Consider the following 24,093-nt stretch of genomic DNA (forward strand, 5'->3'; position numbering starts at 1 on the left):
AGATGTTTATTTAATTAATAACACTTCTTTTATTTAAAAATAAATCATAGATGAAACCTTATGGGAATCAACTTAATTTAAAAAAAAAAGTTTCATATGAAAGTAAAAAAAACTCTGGAAAAATATCTATAATTAATTTCAAATTAATACATCAAATTTTCGACACCATTAATATCACTCTTTTGGTATTAATTTTCATCTTTTTGTTCTTGTCTTTTAATAGTCAAAGAAAATGGTCAAATACATATAAAAACTTATCTAAAACAAGAGCTTTCAATAATAATCTTATTGATTATATTTCCAAAATTGAGGAACTTTATATTAGTGAACTTGAGTCTATTAATACTTATACAAAAACTAAACCTAAAGATTTAATCTATCTAGATAAACTTCAAGAAAAAAAAGAAAGTTTATTTAAGAAAAATTTAAGTAGTTTCATTGAAGGTTTTGTTGATAGCAAATATCAAAGGGGATATTGATGAAAAAATACAAAAAAATTGTTCGTCTAACACCACTGGATCAAGGAAGATTTAAATTTCTCTATATTTTTAGCTTACTATTAATATTTTGTTTGTTTGGTAGGTTAGTTAAATTGCAGGTCTTTAATGCCTCTGATTTGCAAAGGAAAGCTAGATTAATACAGTCTTCTAAAACTAACGCCTTAAAAAAAAGGAGAGCGATTGTTGATAGAAATAATAGAATAATTGCTTACGATAAACCGCTCTATAAATTATGGGCCCATCCAAAATATTTTAATTTTCCTGGTGATTCAATTAACAGAGTTCGCAGTATTGAAGAAGTTACTGAAAAATTGTCACCTATCTTGGACATAAATGGTGAAATACTCTTAAGTAAATTTAATAATAAAATCAGTGGCATCAAGCTTTTGGATAAAATTTCTGAAGAAAAGGCAGAAAAGATTAAAAACCTTCAAATAAGCGGACTTGATTTGTTTAAATATTCGCAGAGATATTATCCACAAGGGGAGATTTACTCTAATCTTGTCGGTTTTGTTAATGATGAGAATATAGCTTCAGCAGGTTTAGAGCTTCATTTAGATAATCAAATTAAAGTTTTTAATAAGAGTAATTTTATAAAAATAGGAGGAGATGGAACACCTCTACCGGATAATTCAGCCCCAGGTGATTTTATTTCTGATTACAAAAAATTAGGCCTAACTATAGATTCAAAATTACAGAAAGCGTCATTCAATGCTTTATCAAAGCAAGTTCGCAAATGGAAAGCAAAGAAGGGATTTGCCATAGTTATGGACGTTAATAATGGTCGAATTCTCTCCTTGGTTTCATTCCCCTCGTACGATCCAAATAAATTTTGGCAGTATGATTCTGAACTTTTTAGGGGTTGGTATTCTCAAGATTTATTTGAGCCTGGTTCAACTTTTAAACCTATTAATCTTGCCTTAGCTTTAGAAGAAAAAGTAATCCAGAAAGATGGACTAGTTGAAGATATTGGAAAAATTAATGTTGGAGGATGGACACTTTCTAATTGGGATAAACAAGGTAATGGATATATTGACTATCCAAAAGTTTTGCAGGTTTCAAGTAATGTTGGGATGGTAAAAATAATGCAAAATTTAGACCCTTCAATTTATTGGGATTGGCTAGAAAATTTAGGTATAAATAAAAATTTAGAGACTGACTTATTTGAATCAACTGCTGGCCAACTAAAGAGAAAAGATTTATTTGTAAATCAATCAATTGAGCCTGCTGTAACTTCTTTCGGCAAAGGTTTCTCAATCTCGCCACTTAAATTGCTTCAACTTCATGCGGCTCTAGCAAATGGTGGTTATGAAGTTACTCCACATGTAACCTCAACTTTCAAAGAAAGAGTTAATAAAAATCCAAAAAAACAATTTTTTTCACACGAAGTCTCAAAAACTGTTCTTGAATGGATGGAGAGCGTAGTTGATAAAGGTAGTGGATCTGGAGTGAAAATCGAGGGTTATAGAATAGCTGGTAAAACGGGCACTTCCCAAAAAGCTTTGAATGGTTCCTATACAAATAAAAAAGTTTGCAGTTTTGTGGCGACCTTACCAGTTAATGATCCTAAATATGTTGTCCTTGTAGTCGTTGATGAGCCTTCTAAATCTTATGCATATGGTTCAACTGTTGCTGTACCAGTTGCTAAAGAAATTATCGAGAGTTTGATAGTAATTGAAAAAATACCTCCCAAAATTAAAGATCATGGAATGATTGTTAAAAAACCCTAAAATTTTCCAATTTTATAAATATTTAGTTCATTATCTGATGATTTCATTAGGAATAAAAGCTAGTTTATGTATATATATATGATTATCTAGATATGAAATCAATTTTAGAACAGTTGTCCTCAATGACCATTGTTGTTGCTGATACTGGAGATTTAGATTCGATAAAAAAATTTCAACCAAGGGACGCCACCACCAATCCATCTCTAATACTTGCTGCTGCTAAGAACCCTGATTATGTGAAATTAATTGATAAAGCTTTAGAAAATTCAGAAAATGCATTGCCCCAAGGATTCTCCGAAATTGAATTAATCAAAGAAACTGTTGACCAAGTTTCAGTATTTTTTGGAAAAGAAATATTGAAAATTATTTCAGGGCGCGTATCTACAGAAGTTGATGCAAGACTGAGCTTTGACACCGAAGCTACGGTAGAAAAAGCGAGAAAATTGATCAATCTTTACAAAAATTTTGGAATTGAAAAGGAAAGAATTTTGATTAAGATTGCTGCTACTTGGGAGGGAATTAAGGCAGCTGAAATTTTGGAAAAAGAAGGTATTAAGTGCAACTTAACTTTACTTTTTAACTTCTGCCAAGCGGTAACCTGTGCCAATGCAAAGATAACTCTAATTTCTCCGTTCGTTGGCCGTATATTAGATTGGCATAAAGCAAAAACTGGTAAAACTAGTTTTGTTGGTGCTGAAGACCCTGGTGTTATTTCGGTTACGCAAATATACAAGTACTTTAAAGAAAAAGGATTCAAGACAGAAGTAATGGGGGCAAGTTTTAGAAATCTTGATGAAATAAAAGAATTAGCAGGTTGCGATCTTTTAACAATCGCACCAAAATTTCTTGAGGAACTGAAAAAAGAAAAAGGAGAGTTAGTTAGGAAATTAGATGTAAGTACCCAAATAAATAATTCTATTGACTATGAATTTGAAGAAAAAGATTTCAGATTAAGTATGTTAGAAGATCAAATGGCAAGTGAAAAGCTTAGTGAAGGTATTACTGGATTCAGTAAGGCTATAGAAGAATTGGAAGAGCTGCTACTAAAGAGATATTCAGAGATTAAAAATCATAAATTGATTTCTGCTAACTAAATTTAAGTTTGAATTGAAACAAATTAAGTCCCACTTTTTGTTAAAAGCCTTCTGATAACTCTTTTTGCAATATCTTCATAACTCATTTCTCCTGATAATATTTGAGCAATACGTTTAGGTGCTGTTTTTCTTTTGACACCTAATTGATATCCAGTCCTGGGAAATCTATAAAATACTTGGGCTATTCTCCTTCCCCAAACCATTGATTTCCCCCAAATGTTGTTAATTTTTTTTGTATAAAGATTTAAATCATCTACTTTTCCTGATAGGGACTGGTCTATGTATTCTGCAGCATAAAAACTGCTAATTAAAGATGGTCTAATTCCTTCAGCTAAAAATGGATCACATAGAGATGCTGCATCTCCAACCGCTAAAACTTTATCACCATTAATTGAGTGGAAGCCATTCCATATTCTCAGTTTCTTAATAATTGTTTTATCAGGAAAATCATCAAAACCGAAGCTTCTGATTACTTGTTTATTTATAGCCTGATTTTCTAAAAGACCATTATTTATAAATGTACCTAACCCAATATTTAAGCTGTCTCTTAAGGGGAATGCCCATGCAAAACCATATTTTATAAATCCAAACTCAAATCTAACTGCATCTCTAGGTATTTCACCTAACCCTTTTAATCTTAATGAGAGTGTATTTGCAAATTTCGGTTTTCTTGGCCCTAAATTGAAATAACTCGCCCATTTCGATTGGGAACCATCTGCAATTACAAGAAATTTTGTAATATATTTTATTTTGTTATTGCAAGTAATTTCCCATTTATCATCTTTTTTTATGATTTTTTCTATTAATAATGGCCTCATTATCTGAGCTCCATTACTCAAGGATTCATCAAGTAATAATTTATCTAGTTTTTCTCTTTTAACAATCCAAAAAGGGGATTCACCAGTCAGATCAGCAGTTACATTATCTGCAGCCTTCCATCTGAATTCAACATTCTTAATTTTTGATTCTATGCAATCTTCAATATTTAAAGGAAGAAATCTTTGCATTGAAGATGCCATCCCACCTGCACATGGTTTGTAATCTTGAGATTTTTCTTTTTCAATAATTAAAACTGAATATCCTTTCTTTGATAGGTTAAGGGCGGTGGAAGATCCTGATAAACCTCCACCAATTATTACAACATCAAATTCTATCAAACTTTTAGAATTTCCTTCTCTTTTTCAGACAATTTAGTTTCTATTAAAGCAATATATTTATCGGTAATTTTCTGAATTTCAGATTGATTATCTCTCGATTCGTCAATAGAAATAAGGCCATCTTTTTCGTCTTTTTTTTCTTTATCAACAGCATCTCTTCTGATATTTCTCAAAGCTACTTTTCCTTCCTCTGCATATTTAGAGGCTAATTTACAAAATTCTTTTCTTCTTTCTTCTGTTAAAGGAGGAACATTTATTCTTATTACTTTCCCATCATTATTTGGAGTAATACCTAAATCACTCATAGAAATAGATTTCTCTATCGCTTGTAAACATGAAATATCAAAAGGTTGTATTGAAATTGTTTGCGAATCAACAGTGCTTATAGTGGCAAGCGACTTGATTGGTGTTTCTGCTCCATAGTACTCAACACTTACTCTGTCTAATAAGGAAGCATTAGCTCTGCCTGTCCTGATTGTATTAAAGTTTCTTTGTGTAGCTTCAATACTTTTATTCATATTTTCTTGAATTTCTTTTTCTTTCATAATTAAAAAAATTAAATGATCTTTAACTAATTAAAGAGCCTATTGGCTCACCAGCAACAGCTTTGGAAATATTTCCTTTTTTGAATATATCAAAAACCATAATTGGGATATTATTATCTTTGCATAGTGCAATCGCAGTACTGTCCATTACTGCAATTTCATCACTAAGAACTTGTTGATAACTGAGAGAGGAATATTTTTTTGCATCTTTAAATTGATTAGGATCACGATCGTATACTCCATCAACTTTAGTAGCCTTCATAACAACTTCAGCGTTTATCTCTGCTGCCCTCAAAGCTGCCGTAGTATCAGTTGTAAAAAATGGATTTCCGCATCCACCTCCGAACACTACAACTCTGCCTTTTTCTAGGTGCCTCATGGCTCTTCTTCTGATATAGGGTTCGGCAATTTCCTGCATTTCGATAGCAGTTTGCACTCTGGTTGCAACTCCTACTCTCTCAAGACCATCTTGAAGTGAAATTGCGTTCATTACTGTTGCTAGCATCCCTACATAATCAGCAGTCGCGCGATCCATTCCGTCTGCAGATCCTTTAAGCCCCCTAAAAATGTTTCCACCACCAACAACTATTGCAAGTTGTACATTATTTTCGACTACTTTTGAAACATCCTCTGCAATTGATTGGACTATAGCAGGATCAATACCATAAGGTTTTTCACCCATTAGTGCTTCACCACTAAGTTTTAAGAGAACTCTTTTGTAAGCCATTCAATAATTGTACTTTTAAGACCTTAGCAAGTAAATGAACCAATTTTATTTTTTGTTCAGATATTGCTTGCGTCTTTAAACATTTCTAAACTTGCCTAAAGAAAATTTTAAATAATAATTTACTTCAACTAAAATTCAACACACTTTTGCGCTTTTATTCCTTGTTCTTTAAATGGATGTCTTATTAGTTTCATTTCTGTAACTAGATCAGCGTAATTGATAATTGAATCAGATGCTCCCCTCCCAGTTAAAACAATATGATTTTTTCTATTATTTAAGCTTTTTAAAAAAGTGATTATTTCTTCGGGTGCAAGATAACCAAGTTTTGTCGCAATATTAATTTCATCAAGAATGATAAGTTTATAAGATTCGTTTTGTATGTATTTTTTGGCTAGTTGCCAGGCCTCTTGAACTAATTTTTCATCTCTTATTCTGTCTTGTGTTTCCCAAGTAAATCCTTCTCCTAATGAATGCCAAGATATGTTTGAAGACAAGTTTTTAAGTGCTTTTTCTTCTCCAGTGGTCCAGCCTCCTTTGATAAATTGAATTATTGCTACTTTATAGCCATGCCCTATCGTCCTTAAAGCCATACCTAAAGATGCAGTTGTCTTGCCCTTGCCATTTCCTGTAAAAACAATCAATAAACCTTTTTTTGTTTTTCTAATTTGTAGTCTTTCGGCTTGAATATCTTTTCTTTGTTGCATTCTTTTTTTATATGAACTCTCATCGCTATCCGGTGATAATTTACCTCCCATTCCAAGTTTATTCGCTTGATTATCGAGGTTAAATATTTTCTCGGAAGATGAAGGTTTTTCTTGCATATGACCATTATTTTTATTTAGTTATTATAAATCTTTAAATATTTTTAACTCTTTTAACTTTTAAAAGTGCATTATTTACTGCCTTTTGTTGATCTCTTTTAGTAATCCAGTGGTGATAAGTTTGAGTATGTAAACTAACAGAATGCCCCATCATTCTGGCAGCTACAGTATCAGGTAAATCATAAAAAATTGTTCTCACTGCCCAAGCATGCCTTAGATCATAAGGTTTTATTTGTAAAGAGTATCGCTTAAACTGATCTGTAATTTTTTTTCCAATATTCTGTAAGGTTGTAATTTTAAGGTCTCTATTAATATTTGGTAGAAGTTCTGGATTCTCACCAAGTTTTGATAATTCGAACTTTTCCACCCATTCAGGATGAAATGGCCAAACTTGATGTTCCCCAGTTTTAGTTGTAGGTAAAACTCTAATAATTTTGTCCCCAAAATTAGTAAGAGAACTTAAATCACAAAAAAATACTTCATGATTCCTTAATCCATATGTAGCCATCAGACCAAAAACAAATTTCCAAGACTTGTTTGGTATCGTCTCCCACATTTTTTCTATTAATTCGTCTTTAGGTAGATCCCTAAATCCTGCTTTGTTCAGACCATATCCTCTAGAATTTAATTTCCAATCTTCTGGTAGTTTAATTTCCAAAAACTTAGCCAAAACACTTAAAGAAGTAGCGCATTGTTTCCTACTTCTGGTACTTTCCTTATAACTTTCAAGTGTTTTTTGAAATATTTTTTCTAAAGTTTCATTCTCATAGTCATTGTAAATATTTAGGATTCTTTTTATATATGGTTTGTAAGAACTTCTCCAAGTAGTTTTTCTAGTGCTAGTTCGAAAATCACTTTTGTTTTCTTTAAAAAAAAATTCCTCAAATTGATTTAATCTTTTTGGGAAGTCAAAACTATCTTTTATTTCCTTTTTATAAGGTTTGCCTATCCAATTAATCCAATCAAATTGATTCAATTCCAATTGCAAATTGATTAATTGTAATTTTTTTTTGGCCTCCTCTAATCCAGAAATATCAGCCTTTAAACCAAGAGATATTCTTTGAATTTTAAAGTTATTGTTATCTTCTTTGGAGGGTAGTGAACCACGAATATTTAATTTCTCTCCTCTTTTCTCAATTTTAAGCTTGCTTCCTTGAGTAGCAAATTTATCATTGACATTATTAATTTCCTGAATTACGTTCATTTACTTATATAATTGTCCATATAATGACGTTTTTAATGTTGATTTTCAATCTCCATAAGTTTTAAATGGATAAAATAGGCGTCTTACTAATGAATTTAGGAGGGCCTGAACGCATTACTGATGTAGGCCCATTCTTATACAATCTTTTTTCTGATCCAGAAATTATCAGGACCCCTTTTCCTGTTTTTCAAAAGCCCCTAGCTTGGTTAATTAGCACGCTTAGAAGTACTACCTCACAACAGGCCTACCTTTCTATAGGTGGAGGTTCACCTATCAGAAGGATAACTGAACAACAAGCAAGAGAATTACAATCTAAGTTAAGGGAAAAGGGGTTTAATGCTACTACCTATATCGCTATGAGATATTGGCATCCTTTTACCGAATCAGCAATTGCTGATATGAAAGCAGATGGCATAGATCAAGTTGTTGTAATACCTTTGTATCCACATTTTTCGATAAGTACTAGTGGTTCGAGCTTTAGGGAATTAAAAAAATTGCGAGATTCTGATGATGAATTTAAGAAGGTTCCAATGAGATGTGTAAGGAGTTGGTTCAGTCAATCAGGTTATTTAAAGTCTATGGTCGAATTAATTTCTGAACAAATTTCACTTTGTGAATCACCTTCAGAAGCTCATATATTTTTCACTGCTCATGGAGTTCCCAAGAGTTACGTAGAGGAAGCTGGAGACCCTTATAAACAACAAATTGAAGATTGTTCTCTATTAATTATAAATGAGCTAGAAAGATGTTTAGGCCATAGTAACCCTCATACACTTTCTTATCAAAGTAGAGTTGGTCCTGTTGAATGGTTGAAGCCTTATACCGAAGAAGTGTTAGCTGATCTTGGGAGGTCAAATGTTAATGATTTGATTGTTGTACCTATAAGTTTCGTTGGAGAGCATATCGAAACATTGCAAGAAATTGATATTGAATATAAAGAAATTGCTGAAAAGTCTGGTATTAAAAACTTTCGGAGAGTTAAGGCTTTAAATACTCATCCTACTTTTATTGAAGGCCTCAGTGATCTAGTAATTTCCTGTTTGGAAGGACCTCTTGTTAATATAGAAGAGGCATCACAGTTGCCTGAAAAAGTTAAACTTTATCCCCAAGAGAAGTGGCAATGGGGTTGGAATAATAGTTCAGAAGTATGGAACGGAAGGGTTGCAATGATTATTTTTCTTGTACTTTTTATTGAACTTATTTCAGGCTCTGGACCTCTACATAAATTAGGTATTTTATAAAGAACAATTGAAATTAATTTGAAAAGTATTAATTTCTTGCAAGACTATTTTGAATACATTTCTGACATTACATTTATAAATGAGGCAAAAGTATTTAATTAAGTTTAATATTTATAGTAAATATTGAATTTCTTTAGTGACCCTTACTTCGAGATCCTTTTCAAAGGGTAGTTCAAAACATGAAAATCCAGTTTGGATAACTGGTGCAGATGCACTAATGGATTCTTTGAAAATTCATGGAGTAAAAGTTATATTTGGATATCCTGGGGGAGCCATACTACCAATATATGACGCTGTTCATAAGGCAGAGCAAGATGGTTGGCTAAAACATTATATGGTTAGGCATGAACAAGGTGGTTCACATGCGGCTGATGGATATGCAAGATCTACTGGTGAAGTAGGAGTATGTTTTGGGACCTCAGGCCCAGGTGCAACAAATTTGGTAACTGGAATTGCTACTGCGCAAATGGATTCAGTTCCCTTAGTTGTAGTTACTGGTCAAGTCCCAAGACCTGCTATAGGGACAGACGCTTTTCAAGAAACTGATATTTTTGGTATAACTCTTCCAATAGTGAAACATTCATGGGTAATAAGAGATCCTTCAGATATCGCGAAAGTAGTTTCTGAAGCTTTTTTTATAGCATCATCTGGAAGACCTGGCCCTGTTTTAATTGATATACCCAAAGATGTAGGTCAGGAGTTCTTTAATTACCAAAGAGTTTTGCCTGGTGAGATTATTCCTAAAGGATTTAAAAGGAATGGAGAAATTAATGATTGCGATATCAATAAAGCAATTAAATTAATAGAAGATTCTGAAAGACCTCTTCTATACGTAGGAGGAGGGGCAATATCTTCAGGAGCTCATGATGAAATAAAAAATTTGGCAAAGAATTATCAAATACCAGTTACAACAACATTAATGGGAAAGGGCGCTTTTGATGAAAAAGACAATTTGTCAGTAGGGATGTTAGGAATGCATGGAACTGCTTACGCAAATTTTGCTGTTACAGAATGCGATCTTTTAATTGCTATTGGAGCTAGATTCGATGATAGGGTTACAGGAAAATTAGATACTTTTGCACCTAATGCAAAGGTAATTCATATAGATATCGACCCAGCAGAAGTTAATAAAAATAGACGTGTAGATGTTGCAATTGTTTCTGATGTCTCAAAAGCTGTTCTCAAAATTAATGAACAATCTCTAAAAAACAAATTTACTTGTCAGACGAAAAACTGGTTAGAAAAAATTGATTTTTGGAAAAATAAACATCCTTTATATGACCCGCCTAAAGAAGGAGAAATTTATCCTCAGGAGGTTCTTTTAAAAGTGAGGGAACTTTTACCAGAAGCTTATGTAACTACAGATGTAGGACAACATCAGATGTGGGCTGCTCAATACCTTAGGAATTCTCCAAGAAAATGGATTAGTAGTGCAGGCTTAGGAACTATGGGTTTTGGATTGCCAGCGGCAATTGGAGTAAAAGTAGCCTTACCTAATTCAGATGTAATTTGTATTGCAGGAGATGCAAGTGTCTTAATGAATATTCAAGAATTAGGAACTTTATCCCAATATGGTCTAAAGGTGAAATTGATTATTATCAATAATCGCTGGCAAGGGATGGTAAGACAATGGCAGGAAAGTTTCTACGATGAGAGATATTCTTCATCTGATATGAGTTGTGGTGAACCTGATTTTGTAAAACTTGCTGAGTCTTTTGGAGTTAAAGGATACTTAATTTCTGATAGAAAACAATTACAGAATGAATTAAAAAATGCAATTGATTATGACGGCCCTGCCTTGATTAATATCCTTGTCAGAAGAGGTGAAAATTGTTATCCAATGGTTCCTCCTGGTAAAAGTAATGCTCAAATGGTTGGATATGTTAATTGTGAAGACTAATTTTTTAAAATTCGTCATTTTAAAAAATTAACTTTAAGATAATTTAAAAACTTAGATATTTCTGAATTGAAAAAATTATCAAAAATTTTAATTATAATCTGCTTGATTGTTCTTAATCCTGTAATAGTTAACTCTGCCGAAATTCTTCAAATTAAAAGTTCAAATACTATTTTAGTTGGGGATCAAAATAGGAATTTAACTATTGGACTATTTTGTGTAGATGTAAATGAAAATGAAGAGCTTGAAGCAACTAATTTACTTAAGAGTGAATTTCCAAGGGGAAGCAAAGTTAAAATAAAACCTTTTGGTTTCAAAGAGAATGTTTTGTTAGCCAAAGTTTTTAATATTAAAGGTACTAAGGAGATGACAGAAATATTAGTCGCCAAAGACTTAACTAGTGAAATTTGTCCAAGTTAACTATCTTTATGAGCAAATAAAATTCCATTGTCTCGAGAATGTTTTGCTTCTTCTCCAGGAATTAAATTCATTTTTTAGTTTGTATGTGCATAAATTTGAGATTTCTATATTTGTATTGGGAATGCTCTCATTTAAAAGTTGCTTATAAGCAGATCTTTTAAGATCAAGTTGATTTAAGTCTTGCTCTTTGAAGTGATTCGAATCACTAAAACATAGATCTTTTTCAGCTTTAGTCAAATTGTTCGTTATGTTTTTGTCTTCTGCCTTTCTATAAAATTCTGTCATTGTTATTTTATCAACTAGATAATGTTCCTTCGAAATCGCTGGTCCTATAGCAACAAGTAAATCATCTCTAGAAGTACCTAAATTATCGAAAATTTTAATCATATTTTTTATTATTTTTTTTTCTAAACCCTTTCTTCCACAATGCAAAGCTGCCACACTTCTTTTCCTTTTATCTGCAAAAAATATTGGCATACAATCAGCCGTGTAAACCCATAAGTTTTGATTGAATTTATTACCAACAAGACCATCTGCATCAGCCTTACTCCCTTCTTGCGAATGTGATCCAAAAACTATCACATTACTGTGAATTTGATTAGAAACACAATTTATGTAATTTTCACAAAAGTGATTCCCTAATACTCGAAGAAATTTCTCAGAGCTAGACTTAGCAAAATATGCATGTTTGAAATTATAATGACTAAGAATAGGCGATGAATAATACTCAAATTTTTTGTTTTGAATAAAAATTTCAGCTTTTGAGAAATATATTTCTTTGTAATGAATAGTTCCTGCTCCTAAACTTAATTTATGAAATTAATTCAATATCTCTTAATATCCAGAAGCCTGCAAATTTTTCGATGTATGGCGTTGATTGTATGGAAATAAATTGATAACCAAAAGAATTTTTTTTATTCTCTAAAAACTTTTTACTTAAAATATTTGCATCTTTTTCTGGTAGATCTGTTACAAGCCATTTATCATCTTCTGAAGCTTCAAGGATGAGTTGGTTCTTATTGATAACTAATTTAATAGGTTCTAAACAACTGAACCATGCAGAAAGTGCTAAGGATCTATCTTTGCTAAAAAGTCTTAATCCTGGAACTAAGTCATTATCATCTAAATCTTGCTGAATTGGGAAAATATTTCCAAATTCTATAGGCCAATTTTCTGCTGATTTTAGTTCGCCAATTGATATTTCAGAGATAGTTAAAGCATCACCCCTCACTGCTTCTGGTAGAGGTTGAGGAGAGTTTTCCATTTTGGAAGTAAAATTAGGAGCTAGTACACCTCTTACATAACCTTTTTCCTTTGGATAAATTTCTTTTTCAAGAAATTCGATCCTATCGAATAAATCGTAAGTTCTTCTACTAACAAGAGCCTCGATACTTGTTGCCTCTAGAGATTTTTTAATAATCGATTTCATTGACGATCTCCAAAATCTAACTACTGAGGGTTTTGCCCAGCCTTCTTTTTTTGCATCGTTAATTGCTTCATTTAGTGCTTTTGTAAGCCATACTGAATTAACTTCATTAGCAGGGCATTTTTTATTCCAAAGAAAAATATCTTCTGTCTTATAACTTCTCGTAGAGCAAATAATTAACTCCCACCTTTTTTTTCCATTTGATTCAATAATTGGTCTTGAGTAAAAGTCTAATTCCCAATTTGAAATTTTCAATTCAAGACTTGGTTCTACTTCATTATTAATGTTCATTTATCTTGCTCTTTTTTATCAAAGAGTGCTTTAGTTTTTAGGGCTCTATCTGTGGCTTCTTTCATGACTTTTTGCTTATCAATAATTAATTCTCCTGCAGAGTTCTCCAAGAGAGCTGTGTTGAGACCAATGCGCCCTTTTTCGAGGTCAATTTCTGATATTAAAGCTTTTATAATTTCCCCTTCTCTAAAAATTTCTCGTAAAGAACGAATCGATCCATTTGTTAGTGAGGATTGATGAAGAAGTCCACTAGCTCCACCTAAATCAATAAAGAATCCATATGGTTTAACTGCTAAAACTTCTCCTTCAATTAATTGGCCTAATTCTAGACTTGTAAGTTTAGAGACTAATGATGCTTTCTTTTCAGAGAGAACTAATTTTCTGGATTCTGGGTTCACCTCAATAAAAGCTACTTTTAGAGTTTTGCCAACAAAGGATTGATGATCTTGTCCATCTTCAAGTTGGGATCTTGGGATGAATCCTCTCAATCCATCTACATCACAAGTAAGCCCACCTCTGTTAAATCCATTAATTAAAACGGTAATTAATTCTCCGTTTTTTGCTGAACTTGATACTTTCTCCCAACTTTGCCTGAGAATTAATGCCCGAGCACTTACTGTTACCATTCCATCAGCATTTTGTTCTTTGATAACCAAAACTTCCATTTCAAGGCCTATAGAAAATTTTTCTTTAAAGTTAGTTATGACGCCCAACCCACATTCTTTTTTTGGCATATAACCAGGTGCTTTCCCTCCAATGTCAACATATAGACCATCACTTTCGATTGCTATTACCTTCCCTGAAATTGTTTCTCCTGTAGCCCCAATTGGCTCATTTGCATTCAAAGCCTCCAAAAAAGCACTTTCATCAAAATCGAATTCATCAACTGTTCTTTCTATTTGAAAATCTGTTTTTTGTTCAGAAAAATTAAGGGGTTTATTTATGTCTTGTTGAGAATTATCAAAAGATTTTGTGTTCTCATTATTTTCTTTAATTTCTTTTATTGATTCATCTTTAATTATTTGAGGTTTGATTGCTATATTTTCTTTTTTAATTTCCTCTTGCGAATTGTTTTTCTCATTCTGTATTTCTTGAGTATCTTTTTTGCTTATGTGAAGTACCTGAAGAGGTTTTTTGAAATCTTTTTTATTGCCCTTTGGTTGGATATTATCTTGGGCATTTTTATTACTGACTCCCATCGTAGGTAAAATAAGAATAATTAATTATTAACATACTCTAAATGTTAGTACTCAAAATTAAAATTAATGAACTTTAAACCAATACCTAATAAATTTGAATATTTAAATTGGCAAGAAATTGAGAGTATTGCAAAAGATAAAAGATCAACAGTAATTTGGCCCTTTGGCGCTGTTGAGCAACATGGACCACATTTGCCTCTCGCTACAGATAGTATTTTTGTTGATGAAATAATTAGCGAAGTTTTTAAATTATTACCTTCCGATATCCCATTAAAAAAACTCCCAACTCAATATATTGGGTTTTCCCCAGAACATAAGGGTTTTGCTGGGACAATTTCACTTTCCTCAAGTTTAATAACCTCAATGATTAGTGAAGTCGGAGGTCAGTTGTCTGAAATGGGTTTTAAGAGATTGATATTAATTAATGGACATGGAGGTCAAATTTCACTACTAAATGCAGCGGCGAGAGAGCTAAGAAGTTTAGCACCTGAGATGGCAGTTTTCCCTTGTTTCTTGTGGAGTGGTGTTGATGGATTAAGTGAATTATTAACAAAAACTGAGATCGAGAATGGACTTCATGCTTCTTTAGCTGAAACAAGTTTAATGCTCGCTTTAAAACCAGAATTGGTGGGTGATGAGCGCCCAAATGAGAGCATCAAAGGAAAGATCCCAGAAGGTTGGAGTTTAGAGGGAAATGCGCCTACTGCTTGGCTTACTGATGACATAAGTAAATCAGGTGTTATAGGAGATAGCAGAGGGGCTAATGAGTCTTTAGGAAAAAATTTAAACGAATTATTGATTAATCATTGGTTCAAATTGATAATGAATCTCATGAAATCAGATTGGCCAAACAATTCCTAAGTAAAAAATTTGACTTAACAATTGAAACTATTTTCATGATATTTAAATAAACTCACTATAATCATGTAATATTCATGCATAATGAGCTAAAGATTACTGACATGCAAACTCTAGAATCAAATAAAAAAACTACTGAGGAATCTCCTAATCCGATTTCTTTAAATTTACCTGACTTTACTACAGATTCATATAAAGATGCATATAGCAGAATTAATGCAATAGTTATAGAGGGAGAGCAAGAGGCTCATGATAATTACATTTCAATAGCAACTTTAATACCAAATGAGGTAGAAGAGTTGACTAAATTAGCAAGAATGGAAATGAAACACAAAAGAGGTTTTACTGCATGTGGAAGGAATTTAGGCGTTCAAGCTGATATGGAATTTGCTAAAAAATTCTTTTCTGAATTACATGGTAATTTTCAAATTGCTCTTGAAAAAGGTAATTTAACAACATGTCTTCTAATACAAGCAATTTTAATCGAAGCCTTTGCAATCTCTGCTTATAATGTCTATATACGAGTTGCAGATCCTTTCGCTAAAAAAATAACAGAAGGTGTTGTTAAAGATGAATACCTTCATTTAAATTATGGTCAAGAGTGGCTTAAAGAGAATTTATCCACTTGTAAAGAGGAATTAATGGAAGCTAATAAGGTTAATCTTCCTTTAATTAAAAAGATGTTAGATGAAGTTGCAGATGATGCATCAGTTTTAGCTATGGACAGAGAAGAATTAATGGAAGAATTTATGATTGCTTACCAAGATACTCTTATGGAAATAGGTCTGGATAATAGAGAAATTGCAAGAATGGCTATGGCAGCTATTGTTTAATTATATTTCCAGTTAATTAGCAATTTTAATAATTAATTTTTTTATTTAAATAGATAGCTCTGTGCTATTCTTCATAACATTGTATTGAAACCATTTATAAACTTTAAATGTTTGGGTTAATAGGCCACTCAACTAGCTTTGAAGATGCAAAAAGAAAAGCTTCTTTACTAGGCTTTGATCATATTGCAGATGGTGACCTAGATGTTTGGTGCACAGCTCCTCCTCAATTGGTTGAGAATGTGGAAGTTAAGAGTGCTACTGGAATATCTATTGAAGGCTCTTACATAGATTCTTGCTTTGTTCCTGAAATGCTTTCTAGGTTTAAAACAGCTAGAAGAAAAGTATTAAATGCTATGGAACTAGCTCAGAAAAAAGGGATTAACATAACCGCCTTAGGAGGATTTACTTCAATTATTTTCGAGAATTTTAATCTTCTACAACACAAACAAATTAGAAATACTTCATTAGAGTGGGAAAGGTTTACTACTGGCAATACTCATACTGCTTGGGTTATTTGTAGGCAACTAGAAATAAATGCACCTCGCATTGGGATAGACCTTAAAAAAGCAACTGTTGCTGTAATTGGTGCTACAGGTGATATTGGTAGCGCTGTTTGTAGATGGCTTATAAATAAAACTGGGATTTCAGAACTTCTTATGGTGGCAAGACAACAAGAACCACTAGAGCTTTTACAAAAAGAATTAGATGGTGGCACCATAACAAGTTTAGATGAGGCATTGCCTCAGGCAGATATTGTTGTGTGGGTCGCAAGTATGCCTAAAACTATTGAAATTGATACTGATAACTTAAAAAAACCATGTTTAATGATTGATGGTGGATACCCAAAAAATCTTGATGAGAAATTTCAAGGTGAAAATATTCATGTTTTAAAAGGAGGTATAGTAGAGTTTTTTAATGATATCGGTTGGAATATGATGGAACTTGCTGAAATGCAAAACCCTCAGCGAGAGATGTTTGCTTGCTTTGCAGAAGCTATGATTTTAGAATTTGAAAAGTGTCATACAAACTTTAGTTGGGGAAGAAATAATATTTCTCTCGAAAAGATGGAATTTATTGGAGCAGCTTCTTTAAAACATGGTTTTTCTGCGATTGGACTCGATAAGCAGCCTAAAGTATTAACTGTCTAAATTATGGCTAAACGTTACCTTCTTGATTTTGAAAAGCCTCTTGTTGAACTTGAGAAACAGATAGAGCAAATTAAAGAATTAGCTCGAGATTCAGAAGTTGATGTCAGTCAACAGCTTCTACAGCTTGAAACCTTAGCAGCGAGAAGAAGAGAAGAAATATTTAAATCTCTAACTCCTGCACAAAAGATTCAAGTAGCTAGACATCCTCAAAGGCCCAGTACTTTGGACTTTGTTCAAATGTTTTGTGATGACTGGATCGAATTACATGGAGATAGGAATGGCGGCGATGATATGGCATTAATTGGAGGAATAGGTTCGATAAATAATAGACCAGTTATGATGTTAGGGCATCAGAAAGGTAGGGACACAAAAGAAAATGTAGTAAGAAACTTTGGGATGGCAAAACCTGGAGGTTACAGAAAAGCCCTTAGATTAATGCAGCATGCAAATAGATTTTCCTTGCCAATTCTTACATTTATTGATACTCCTGGAGCTTATGCTGGTTTAAAAGCTGAAGAACAAGGTCAAGGGGAAGCGATTGCAAGAAACCTAAGAGAGATGTTTGGACTGAAAGTTCCTATAGTGGCTACTGTTATTGGAGAAGGCGGTTCAGGAGGCGCACTTGGAATAGGTGTTGCTGATAGGTTACTAATGTTTGAACACAGTGTTTATACAGTTGCGAGTCCAGAAGCATGTGCATCAATTTTGTGGAGAGATGCTGCGAAGGCACCAGAAGCAGCATCAGCACTTAAAATTACAGGTAAAGATTTACTTAAATTGGGGATTATAGATGAGGTATTACAAGAGCCTTCTGGAGGGAACAATTGGGCTCCTTTAGATGCTGGCAATACATTAAAAGAGGCTATTGAGAAACACCTTAATTCTTTATTGCAAATGTCTGAAGACGAATTAATTGAGGAAAGATACAAAAAATTTAGGGTTTTAGGTAAATTTATTGAAGCAAATAATATTGAAGAGATTTATAGTGAAATTCCCCAGAAAACCGAATAAATTGAAACTTGCTTTTATAACGGGTGCTACTAAAGGTATTGGCAGATCAACTGCAATTACTTTTGCTAATGCTGGCTGGGATTTAATTTTGCTCTCCAGGAATATGGATGTAATGGAGAAACTAAAGAGCGAACTTTTGACTACTAAATCAAAAATTAACCTAGTTAAATGTGATTTATCAAATCCTCTAGAAATAGAACAGTGTGTTAAAGAAGCGATTGAGAAGTATGGGTGCCCTTCAGTATTAATAAATAATGCTGGTTGTGCATTTAATGGTCCTTTAGTTGAAATGGATTTAGGTCAATGGGAACAAACTATGCAAATAAACCTCACAAGTGTTTTCCAAATTTGCAGTTCAATAATTCCTAAAATGAGAAAAAATGGTGGATTAGTCATTAACGTTAGTAGTCATGCTTCTTATAATGCATTTCCCCAATGGGGAGCGTATTGTATTTCAAAGTCTGCACTATCTATGTTTACTAAATGCTTGAGGGAAGAAGAGAGATCTAATTCAATTAGGGCCTGTACAATAACTTTAGGTTCAGTAAATACTCCTCTTTGGGACTCAGAATCTATCAATGCTGATTTTGATAGAACTTCTATGCTCTCCTCAAGCGAAGTATCAGATACTATTCTCTACATGGCTCAACAACCTGAATCACAACTTATTGAAGACTTAACTTTAATGCCCTCTGGAGGAGCTTTTTAAACATTCTTTTTCTTTTCTTAATCCTTAAAAAAGTGATTTTTTTTAGGGCTACGTGAACCCGATTAAACAAGAGAGTGTGATATAGTGTATAAGTAATTTAAGCTTTTAGAAGATACAGTTAATTAAGTTGCATACAATTTTCTGTCAAGAATTTTATGACCTCTACATTACCCAACGATAATATTAGAAACTTTGACGACCAGATTACTAATAAATTAATCTCCGAAATTATAAGAGACAGAATCAAAGATTCTGGGACCAGATTTAGCGCCAACGATAATATTGCAGATTTTATAAATCCTGGAGAATTAGAGATTTTAGAAAGGGAAGTTGCTTCAAGAGTCAAGGACTTACTAAAGTCCCTCATAATTGATGTTGAGAATGATCATAATACTCAAGAAACTGCTGAAAGAGTTTCAAAAATGTATTTAAATGAAGTTTTTAAAGGCAGGTATCATCAACAACCTAAAGTTACAAGTTTCCCAAATGACAAGAATCTTGATGAGATTTATACAGTTGGCCCAATTTCTGTTAGATCTGCATGTTCGCATCACTTAGTTCCAATTTTAGGAGAGTGTTGGATAGGTATTAAACCTGGGAATAAAGTAATAGGACTTTCAAAATTTGCTAGAGTTGCTGATTGGGTTTTTTCAAGACCTCATATTCAGGAAGAAGCTGTAATGATACTTGCAGATGAAATCGAAAAACTATGTGAACCTAAAGGTTTAGGGATTATTGTAAAGGCCCAACATTATTGTATGAAATGGAGGGGAGTCAAAGAACCAAATACAAGTATGATTAATTCTGTGGTGAGGGGAGATTTTAGACACGATTTAAGTTTAAAACAAGAATTTTTTGAACTTGTAAAACAGCAGTCTGCTACTAATAATTACTAATCCTTTTTTAAAAACTTAAAAAGTTCTTCTGTTTTTTTTATATCTTTTAGACCAGGAGAAATCTCAATACAACTAGAAATATCTAGCCCATCAGGTTTGATATCATTGAGTATTTCATCAATCCATTCAATTGATATCCCACCGGCTAACCACCAAGGCTTGCTAAATTGCAGATTTTTTAAGTAAGTAGATTTTATTTTTTTTCCTGAACCTCCATAAGTTTCTCTATTCCAAGAATCAAGTAGTATCGCATCTACAAAATCCTCAAAAGGTTTGATTTTGTCTATGTCCTTTTCTGTTTTTATTCTAAAAGCCTTCCATAAGCCAATATTGGGAATTTTTTTCCTTATATTTTTGCAGTAATCAATATCTTCATCTCCATGTAATTGAATGATAGTTTCACTTGGGTCTCCTAAGAAATTTTTGATAATTAAGTCTATTGGACAATTTTGTACAACTGATATTCTCTCGATCTTTGGATAAAACCTCTCTATGGTTTTAAAAATTTTTTTCTTAATTTCAGCTGATATATACCTTGGTGACTCTTCCACTGAAATAATCCCTATAGCATGCGCTCCTAATTTTGCGATTTGAAGAGCCTGATCTTCAGAAGTTAGTCCACAAATTTTAACTAAAGGATTAGTCTTGGGCATATCATTATCCTGCATGTAAGATTAATATTATTGTTAAATATAGCGGAGATTATTTTTGAGAAGTTGGCAAATTTTTAAAATATGGGGAATTCCCTTTAAAGTTCACCCCTATTGGTTTGTTATTCTCTTTTTTTTCTCATGGAGTATAAGTAATCAGGTCAATTTATCTTCTGGTGATATCTACAATAATAAAGAAGCCTGGATTATAGGGTTTTTAACTTCTTTTTTCTTATTATCTTCAATTATTTTTCATGAGGTTTTTCATACTTTTGTTTCACTTAATCAGGGTGTAAAAATAAAAAAAATTACTTTTTATTTTTTAGGAGCAATTTTACAAATAGATAAGTATTGTCAAACTGCTTTAGGTAATATAAAAATTGCAATTGTTAGACCTCTTTTATGTTTCGCTACAGCATCTATCCTACTTTTAATTAGTAATAACAGTGTATCTCAAGAACAAATAGCAGTTAATGTAATTTCAAGAGTAGGTATATTTAATTTATTCTTAGGCTTCTTAAATTTGATTCCAATTGGTTCTTTAGATGGAGGAAATTTATTAAAAAGTATTATTTGGCATTTCTCAGGGAGTAAAAATAAAGGAAGAAATTTCCTCAATAAAGTAAATTTATTATTATCTTTTTTTGTTTTATTTTTTGGGATAATTTGTTTATTTAGATTTAACTTTTACTTTGGTTTTATTCTCTCTTTTTTGGGCTTGTTTGGAGTTAATTCTTCAAAATCTGAAAGTCAATTTTTTAAAATTGAAAACATACTTAAATTTAGTAAAATTTCTGAGATCAAATTAAAGCCTTTGAGGAAAATTGAATACGACTCAAATTTCTCTGAATTTAATAAATTTATAAAAAATAAGAAGGATGCATCGGATAAATATTTTTTTGTAACGAATAATGGTAGATGGACCGGTTTTGTTGATGAAAATATTTTAAAAACTATTTCCTTAAAAAAATGGGAACGGAACTTTGTTGGTGATTTTAAGAAACCAATCAATAGTTTTAAAAGTGTATCTTATAACGAGAAATTATGGAGAACTATAGAAAGACTTGAAGAAACAAATGAAGGTTTTTTATTGGTTCTCAATGCTGCAGATATTCCTTTGGGGATAATTGATAGGTCAAAAATTGGAAACTTTGTATTGAATAAATTAGGTTTTAATTTGCCTTCAGATATTGTTAACAAATTAAAATTTAAAAATCATTATCCCTTAGGAATTGAATTGCCGAGAATAATTAATTCAATGAAGCAGAAAGGAGATCTTTAATAATTCTTGTGATTAAAATTTTCTATTTTTTATTATCTATGGCAATATTTTTGAAATTTATATTTGATTTATTTATCAGGAATGAATTTCTCAAATGTTGAACTATTTCATCATTTGTTAGCTTTAAATTTACTTTTGGTGGAGCTTCTTCTTTGAATAATTTGAACCACAAATCTCTTGAAGGATTTGTTTGAATTTCTCCATGTTGAAGGAATGCACCTTTTTTACGAAATTGAGCACTACCTATTCTCTTAAACCCATCTTGATCAACTAAATCGGAAATTAATGAAGTTCCAAAACAATTTGTTTTAATGCTTGATTTTCGTAAATTACCATATTTTAAGTTTAGACCTAATTCTCTAAAACTTTCAATTAACCAATTATTAACCATTTCATAACTTAAGAATTTATAGTAAGTTTTTTTAAATGTTAATGCATATGTTATGCCTCCTGAATGCAGAACAGCACCCCCTCCAGAAGGACGTCTTACAATATTAATTTCCCCATTCGATAATAAATTTTTCCAATGAAGAGGAATTTCCTTTTGGTGATAGCCAATTGAAAGCCAATCCCCAGTCCAATAGTAGAACCTCAATGTGAGAATTATTTCAGGATTCGAAATTGTCTGATCTAAAGAATTTAAATCTAAAGCCATTTGATCAAATCCAGATAAATTATTTGTTGAAAAAATTAAAGCCTGATTTTCAATTCCCAAAATTAACTTTGTAGGTTTATTTATGATAATTTTCAATAAATTTTTTCTTTCAATTTGTTAATTACGTAACATCATTTTGTAATAGTGTTTCAAATCTTCTCTTTTCGGTGGAGAATATAGAAAATCATTTTTTTACCATGGAGCCAACTCAAACAATAAATCTTATTGCATTAAGCCTCATCGTTGTTATGCATGCAGGAGTTTTAGCATTAAGACTAGGAATTAGTTTAGGTAGGAACTAAAGTCTATTAGAAAATTTAAAATTTATAAGGTAATAATAAAGTAAGACTGAATTAATTTATTCAGTAAAAATTTCAACTACTTAATTTGTCAAAATCTTTTTATAAAAATAGTATTTTCTACAAAAAATATTTAGGGTCCGTATTTATAAAAAGACAACAGAAACAGGATAATTTTGCATCATTAGTTTTTTTAATTATAAAAATTAGCTTTTCCCTTTTAGCAATAATAAGCCTAATTAAACTTGGCTATAGCTCTAAAGTAAGGTTGACCAGATTAAGGGAGATTGAAGACTCATTTTTATACGAAAAATATAGATTTAATGTTTTAACAGATAAGTTTGATGATTTATTCTCTTCTGAAGGTGAGCAAAGATTTATGAAGGATCAGGATCAAATAATTTCTAGGGACATTATCAGAGTAATATGGCGTTGATAAGGATGATCTTGAATCATCCTACTTTTCATTTTTCAATTAACTTTTTTACTAGTGAGTAAGAACATTAAAGGTTTAGTCCTAATAACAGGAACAACTTCAGGAGTTGGATTAAATACTCTAAAACCTCTATTAAGATTTGGATGGGAGGTTATAGCAGTTAATCGATCAAATAAAAGAGCTATAAAAATAGCTGAGGAATCACTGACAAAAGAGGAAGTTGAAAATGTTCACTTTATAGAAATAGATCTTTCTAATTTGGATGATGTGAGAAAAGGTTGCGATGAAATATTAGAAAGATTTAAAAAACCAATAAATTCTCTTATTTGTAATGCAGCAGTTTATAAACCGAGACTAAAGAGACCTGAAAGGTCAGCACAGGGGTTTGAAAACTCTATGGCAGTAAATCATTTTGGGCATTTTCTTATGATAAATCTACTTATGGAAAATATTTTATCTTCTGAAAGAGAAATTGTTTTAAATGGCAAATCAACTGTATTCAAGCCAAGAATTACAGTATTAGGTACTGTTACGGCTAATTATTCAGAACTTGGTGGAAGAATCCCCATCCCTGCACCAGCTGATTTGGGAGATTTATCTGGATTCAAAAATGGTTTTTTATCTCCAATAAGTATGGCGAATGGAAAGAAATTTAAACCTGGTAAGGCTTATAAGGATAGTAAACTTTGCAATATGGTGACCGTTCAGGAATTATCAAAAAGATATCCTGCAGAGAAGGTCATTGTAAATTCTCTATATCCTGGATGTGTTGCTGATACAAAACTTTTTAGAGATACACCTTGGTTATTTAGATTCCTTTTCCCGATATTTCAAAAATTCATAACAAAAGGATATGTTTCACAAAGAATGGCAGGAGAGAGGGTCGCTCAAGTGGCAACTTATAAAGAATTTGCTAAACCATCAGTCCATTGGAGCTGGGGAAATCGTCAAAAAACTGGCAGAAAAGCTTTTTCTCAAAAGTTGTCAAAAAGAATAATTGATACGAAGACCTCTCAACAAACTTATGATTTAACAAGCCAATTGCTTGGATTAGATTAATTAAG

General features: G+C 32.1%; 26 protein-coding genes. 16 read left to right on the forward strand and 10 right to left on the reverse strand.

What is annotated here, in order from left to right; translation table 11 throughout:
• The first annotated feature begins 50 nt into the window (after nt 1-50).
• The 3 genes from HA145_RS02705 (at nt 51) to tal (ending at nt 3,324) form a co-directional block, all read left to right on the forward strand.
• On the forward strand, nt 51-479 hold the full coding sequence (locus HA145_RS02705; RefSeq protein ID WP_209127735.1) for a hypothetical protein: 429 nt from the start codon (nt 51-53) through the stop codon (nt 477-479).
• Nucleotides 479-2,230, forward strand: a complete 1,752-nt coding sequence (locus HA145_RS02710; protein WP_209127736.1) for a peptidoglycan D,D-transpeptidase FtsI family protein — start codon at nt 479-481, stop codon at nt 2,228-2,230. Before HA145_RS02705 ends, HA145_RS02710 begins: the two co-directional genes overlap by 1 nt.
• 92 nt (nt 2,231-2,322) lie before the next feature.
• On the forward strand, nt 2,323-3,324 hold the full coding sequence (gene tal / locus HA145_RS02715) for a transaldolase (RefSeq protein ID WP_209127737.1): 1,002 nt from the start codon (nt 2,323-2,325) through the stop codon (nt 3,322-3,324).
• 23 nt (nt 3,325-3,347) lie between these two features.
• On the opposite strand, the gene HA145_RS02720 is transcribed toward tal, so the two are convergent.
• The 5 genes from HA145_RS02720 to HA145_RS02740 all read right to left on the reverse strand — a co-directional run bounded on the left by HA145_RS02720 (nt 3,348) and on the right by HA145_RS02740 (nt 7,778).
• The gene (locus HA145_RS02720) at nt 3,348-4,481 is read right to left on the reverse strand and encodes an NAD(P)/FAD-dependent oxidoreductase (protein WP_209127738.1); all 1,134 of its coding nucleotides are present in this window, start codon (nt 4,479-4,481) and stop codon (nt 3,348-3,350) included.
• Nucleotides 4,478-5,026: a ribosome recycling factor gene (gene frr / locus HA145_RS02725; RefSeq protein ID WP_011818029.1), complete on the reverse strand. Its 549-nt coding sequence runs from the start codon at nt 5,024-5,026 to the stop codon at nt 4,478-4,480. The genes HA145_RS02720 and frr overlap by 4 nt, the downstream gene beginning before the upstream one ends.
• 22 nt (nt 5,027-5,048) lie before the next feature.
• Complete coding sequence (gene pyrH / locus HA145_RS02730; protein ID WP_025955359.1) at nt 5,049-5,753, reverse strand: UMP kinase; 705 nt, start codon at nt 5,751-5,753, stop codon at nt 5,049-5,051.
• Between the two features lie 128 nt (nt 5,754-5,881).
• The gene (cobO, locus tag HA145_RS02735) at nt 5,882-6,574 is read right to left on the reverse strand and encodes a cob(I)yrinic acid a,c-diamide adenosyltransferase (protein WP_209127739.1); all 693 of its coding nucleotides are present in this window, start codon (nt 6,572-6,574) and stop codon (nt 5,882-5,884) included.
• 34 nt (nt 6,575-6,608) lie between these two features.
• Nucleotides 6,609-7,778 carry a site-specific integrase gene (locus HA145_RS02740; protein ID WP_209127740.1) on the reverse strand — a complete coding sequence of 390 codons (1,170 nt, stop codon included), beginning with the start codon at nt 7,776-7,778 and terminating at the stop codon, nt 6,609-6,611.
• A 65-nt stretch (nt 7,779-7,843) separates the two neighbouring features.
• Between HA145_RS02740 and hemH the strand changes: the two genes are divergently transcribed.
• The 3 genes from hemH (at nt 7,844) to HA145_RS02755 (ending at nt 11,336) form a co-directional block, all read left to right on the forward strand.
• Nucleotides 7,844-9,019, forward strand: coding sequence for a ferrochelatase (gene hemH, locus HA145_RS02745; RefSeq protein ID WP_209127741.1), 1,176 nt, complete (start codon nt 7,844-7,846; stop codon nt 9,017-9,019).
• A gap of 136 nt (nt 9,020-9,155) precedes the next feature.
• A complete protein-coding gene (ilvB, locus tag HA145_RS02750) occupies nt 9,156-10,919 on the forward strand; it encodes a biosynthetic-type acetolactate synthase large subunit (RefSeq protein ID WP_209127742.1) in 1,764 nt (587 codons plus the stop codon).
• Between the two features lie 66 nt (nt 10,920-10,985).
• Entirely contained in the window at nt 10,986-11,336 is a 351-nt protein-coding gene (locus HA145_RS02755) for a hypothetical protein (RefSeq protein WP_209127743.1), read from the forward strand.
• Nucleotides 11,337-11,342: 6 nt separating this feature from the next.
• Here the strand turns inward: HA145_RS02755 and pgeF are convergent, their stop codons facing one another.
• The 3 genes from pgeF to HA145_RS02770 are packed head-to-tail and all read right to left on the reverse strand — an operon-like array spanning nt 11,343 to nt 14,252.
• Complete coding sequence (pgeF, locus tag HA145_RS02760) at nt 11,343-12,125, reverse strand: peptidoglycan editing factor PgeF (protein ID WP_308789005.1); 783 nt, start codon at nt 12,123-12,125, stop codon at nt 11,343-11,345.
• Between the two features lie 22 nt (nt 12,126-12,147).
• Nucleotides 12,148-13,053, reverse strand: coding sequence for a Tab2 family RNA-binding protein (locus tag HA145_RS02765; protein WP_209127744.1), 906 nt, complete (start codon nt 13,051-13,053; stop codon nt 12,148-12,150).
• Entirely contained in the window at nt 13,050-14,252 is a 1,203-nt protein-coding gene (locus HA145_RS02770; protein ID WP_209127745.1) for a S1 RNA-binding domain-containing protein, read from the reverse strand. Before HA145_RS02770 ends, HA145_RS02765 begins: the two co-directional genes overlap by 4 nt.
• Before the next feature lie 66 nt (nt 14,253-14,318).
• Here HA145_RS02770 and HA145_RS02775 point away from each other — a divergent pair, with 66 nt between their 5' ends.
• The 6 genes from HA145_RS02775 (at nt 14,319) to folE (ending at nt 19,707) form a co-directional block, all read left to right on the forward strand.
• Nucleotides 14,319-15,113, forward strand: coding sequence for a creatininase family protein (locus tag HA145_RS02775; protein WP_209127746.1), 795 nt, complete (start codon nt 14,319-14,321; stop codon nt 15,111-15,113).
• Nucleotides 15,114-15,214: 101 nt separating this feature from the next.
• Nucleotides 15,215-15,943 (forward strand): aldehyde oxygenase (deformylating), encoded by a 729-nt coding sequence (locus HA145_RS02780; RefSeq protein WP_209127747.1) that lies wholly within the window; start codon nt 15,215-15,217, stop codon nt 15,941-15,943.
• 107 nt (nt 15,944-16,050) lie between these two features.
• The gene (locus tag HA145_RS02785; RefSeq protein WP_209127748.1) at nt 16,051-17,091 is read left to right on the forward strand and encodes a long-chain acyl-[acyl-carrier-protein] reductase; all 1,041 of its coding nucleotides are present in this window, start codon (nt 16,051-16,053) and stop codon (nt 17,089-17,091) included.
• Between the two features lie 3 nt (nt 17,092-17,094).
• Nucleotides 17,095-18,102 (forward strand): acetyl-CoA carboxylase carboxyltransferase subunit alpha, encoded by a 1,008-nt coding sequence (locus HA145_RS02790; protein WP_209127749.1) that lies wholly within the window; start codon nt 17,095-17,097, stop codon nt 18,100-18,102.
• Entirely contained in the window at nt 18,077-18,811 is a 735-nt protein-coding gene (locus HA145_RS02795; protein WP_209127750.1) for an SDR family oxidoreductase, read from the forward strand. The genes HA145_RS02790 and HA145_RS02795 overlap by 26 nt, the downstream gene beginning before the upstream one ends.
• Before the next feature lie 155 nt (nt 18,812-18,966).
• Entirely contained in the window at nt 18,967-19,707 is a 741-nt protein-coding gene (gene folE, locus HA145_RS02800; protein ID WP_209127751.1) for a GTP cyclohydrolase I, read from the forward strand.
• Here the strand turns inward: folE and HA145_RS02805 are convergent.
• Nucleotides 19,704-20,360 (reverse strand): phosphoribosylanthranilate isomerase, encoded by a 657-nt coding sequence (locus tag HA145_RS02805; protein ID WP_209127752.1) that lies wholly within the window; start codon nt 20,358-20,360, stop codon nt 19,704-19,706. The two genes, folE and HA145_RS02805, sit on opposite strands and share 4 nt — an antisense overlap.
• 55 nt (nt 20,361-20,415) lie before the next feature.
• Between HA145_RS02805 and HA145_RS02810 the strand changes: the two genes are divergently transcribed.
• On the forward strand, nt 20,416-21,639 hold the full coding sequence (locus HA145_RS02810; RefSeq protein ID WP_209127753.1) for a site-2 protease family protein: 1,224 nt from the start codon (nt 20,416-20,418) through the stop codon (nt 21,637-21,639).
• A gap of 22 nt (nt 21,640-21,661) precedes the next feature.
• Here HA145_RS02810 and HA145_RS02815 read toward each other — a convergent pair whose 3' ends face one another.
• On the reverse strand, nt 21,662-22,390 hold the full coding sequence (locus HA145_RS02815) for a lipoyl protein ligase domain-containing protein (protein WP_209127754.1): 729 nt from the start codon (nt 22,388-22,390) through the stop codon (nt 21,662-21,664).
• A 101-nt stretch (nt 22,391-22,491) separates the two neighbouring features.
• Between HA145_RS02815 and psaM the strand changes: the two genes are divergently transcribed.
• The 3 genes from psaM to HA145_RS02830 all read left to right on the forward strand — a co-directional run bounded on the left by psaM (nt 22,492) and on the right by HA145_RS02830 (nt 24,088).
• A complete protein-coding gene (gene psaM, locus HA145_RS02820; RefSeq protein WP_025887817.1) occupies nt 22,492-22,596 on the forward strand; it encodes a photosystem I reaction center subunit XII in 105 nt (34 codons plus the stop codon).
• Nucleotides 22,597-22,681: 85 nt separating this feature from the next.
• The gene (locus HA145_RS09680) at nt 22,682-23,029 is read left to right on the forward strand and encodes a hypothetical protein (protein ID WP_209127756.1); all 348 of its coding nucleotides are present in this window, start codon (nt 22,682-22,684) and stop codon (nt 23,027-23,029) included.
• Between the two features lie 54 nt (nt 23,030-23,083).
• Complete coding sequence (locus HA145_RS02830) at nt 23,084-24,088, forward strand: protochlorophyllide reductase (RefSeq protein ID WP_209127757.1); 1,005 nt, start codon at nt 23,084-23,086, stop codon at nt 24,086-24,088.
• Nucleotides 24,089-24,093: the final 5 nt, after the last annotated feature.

This window comes from Prochlorococcus marinus XMU1411 (assembly GCF_017696075.1).
GTDB classification, from domain to species: domain Bacteria; phylum Cyanobacteriota; class Cyanobacteriia; order PCC-6307; family Cyanobiaceae; genus Prochlorococcus_A; species Prochlorococcus_A marinus_V.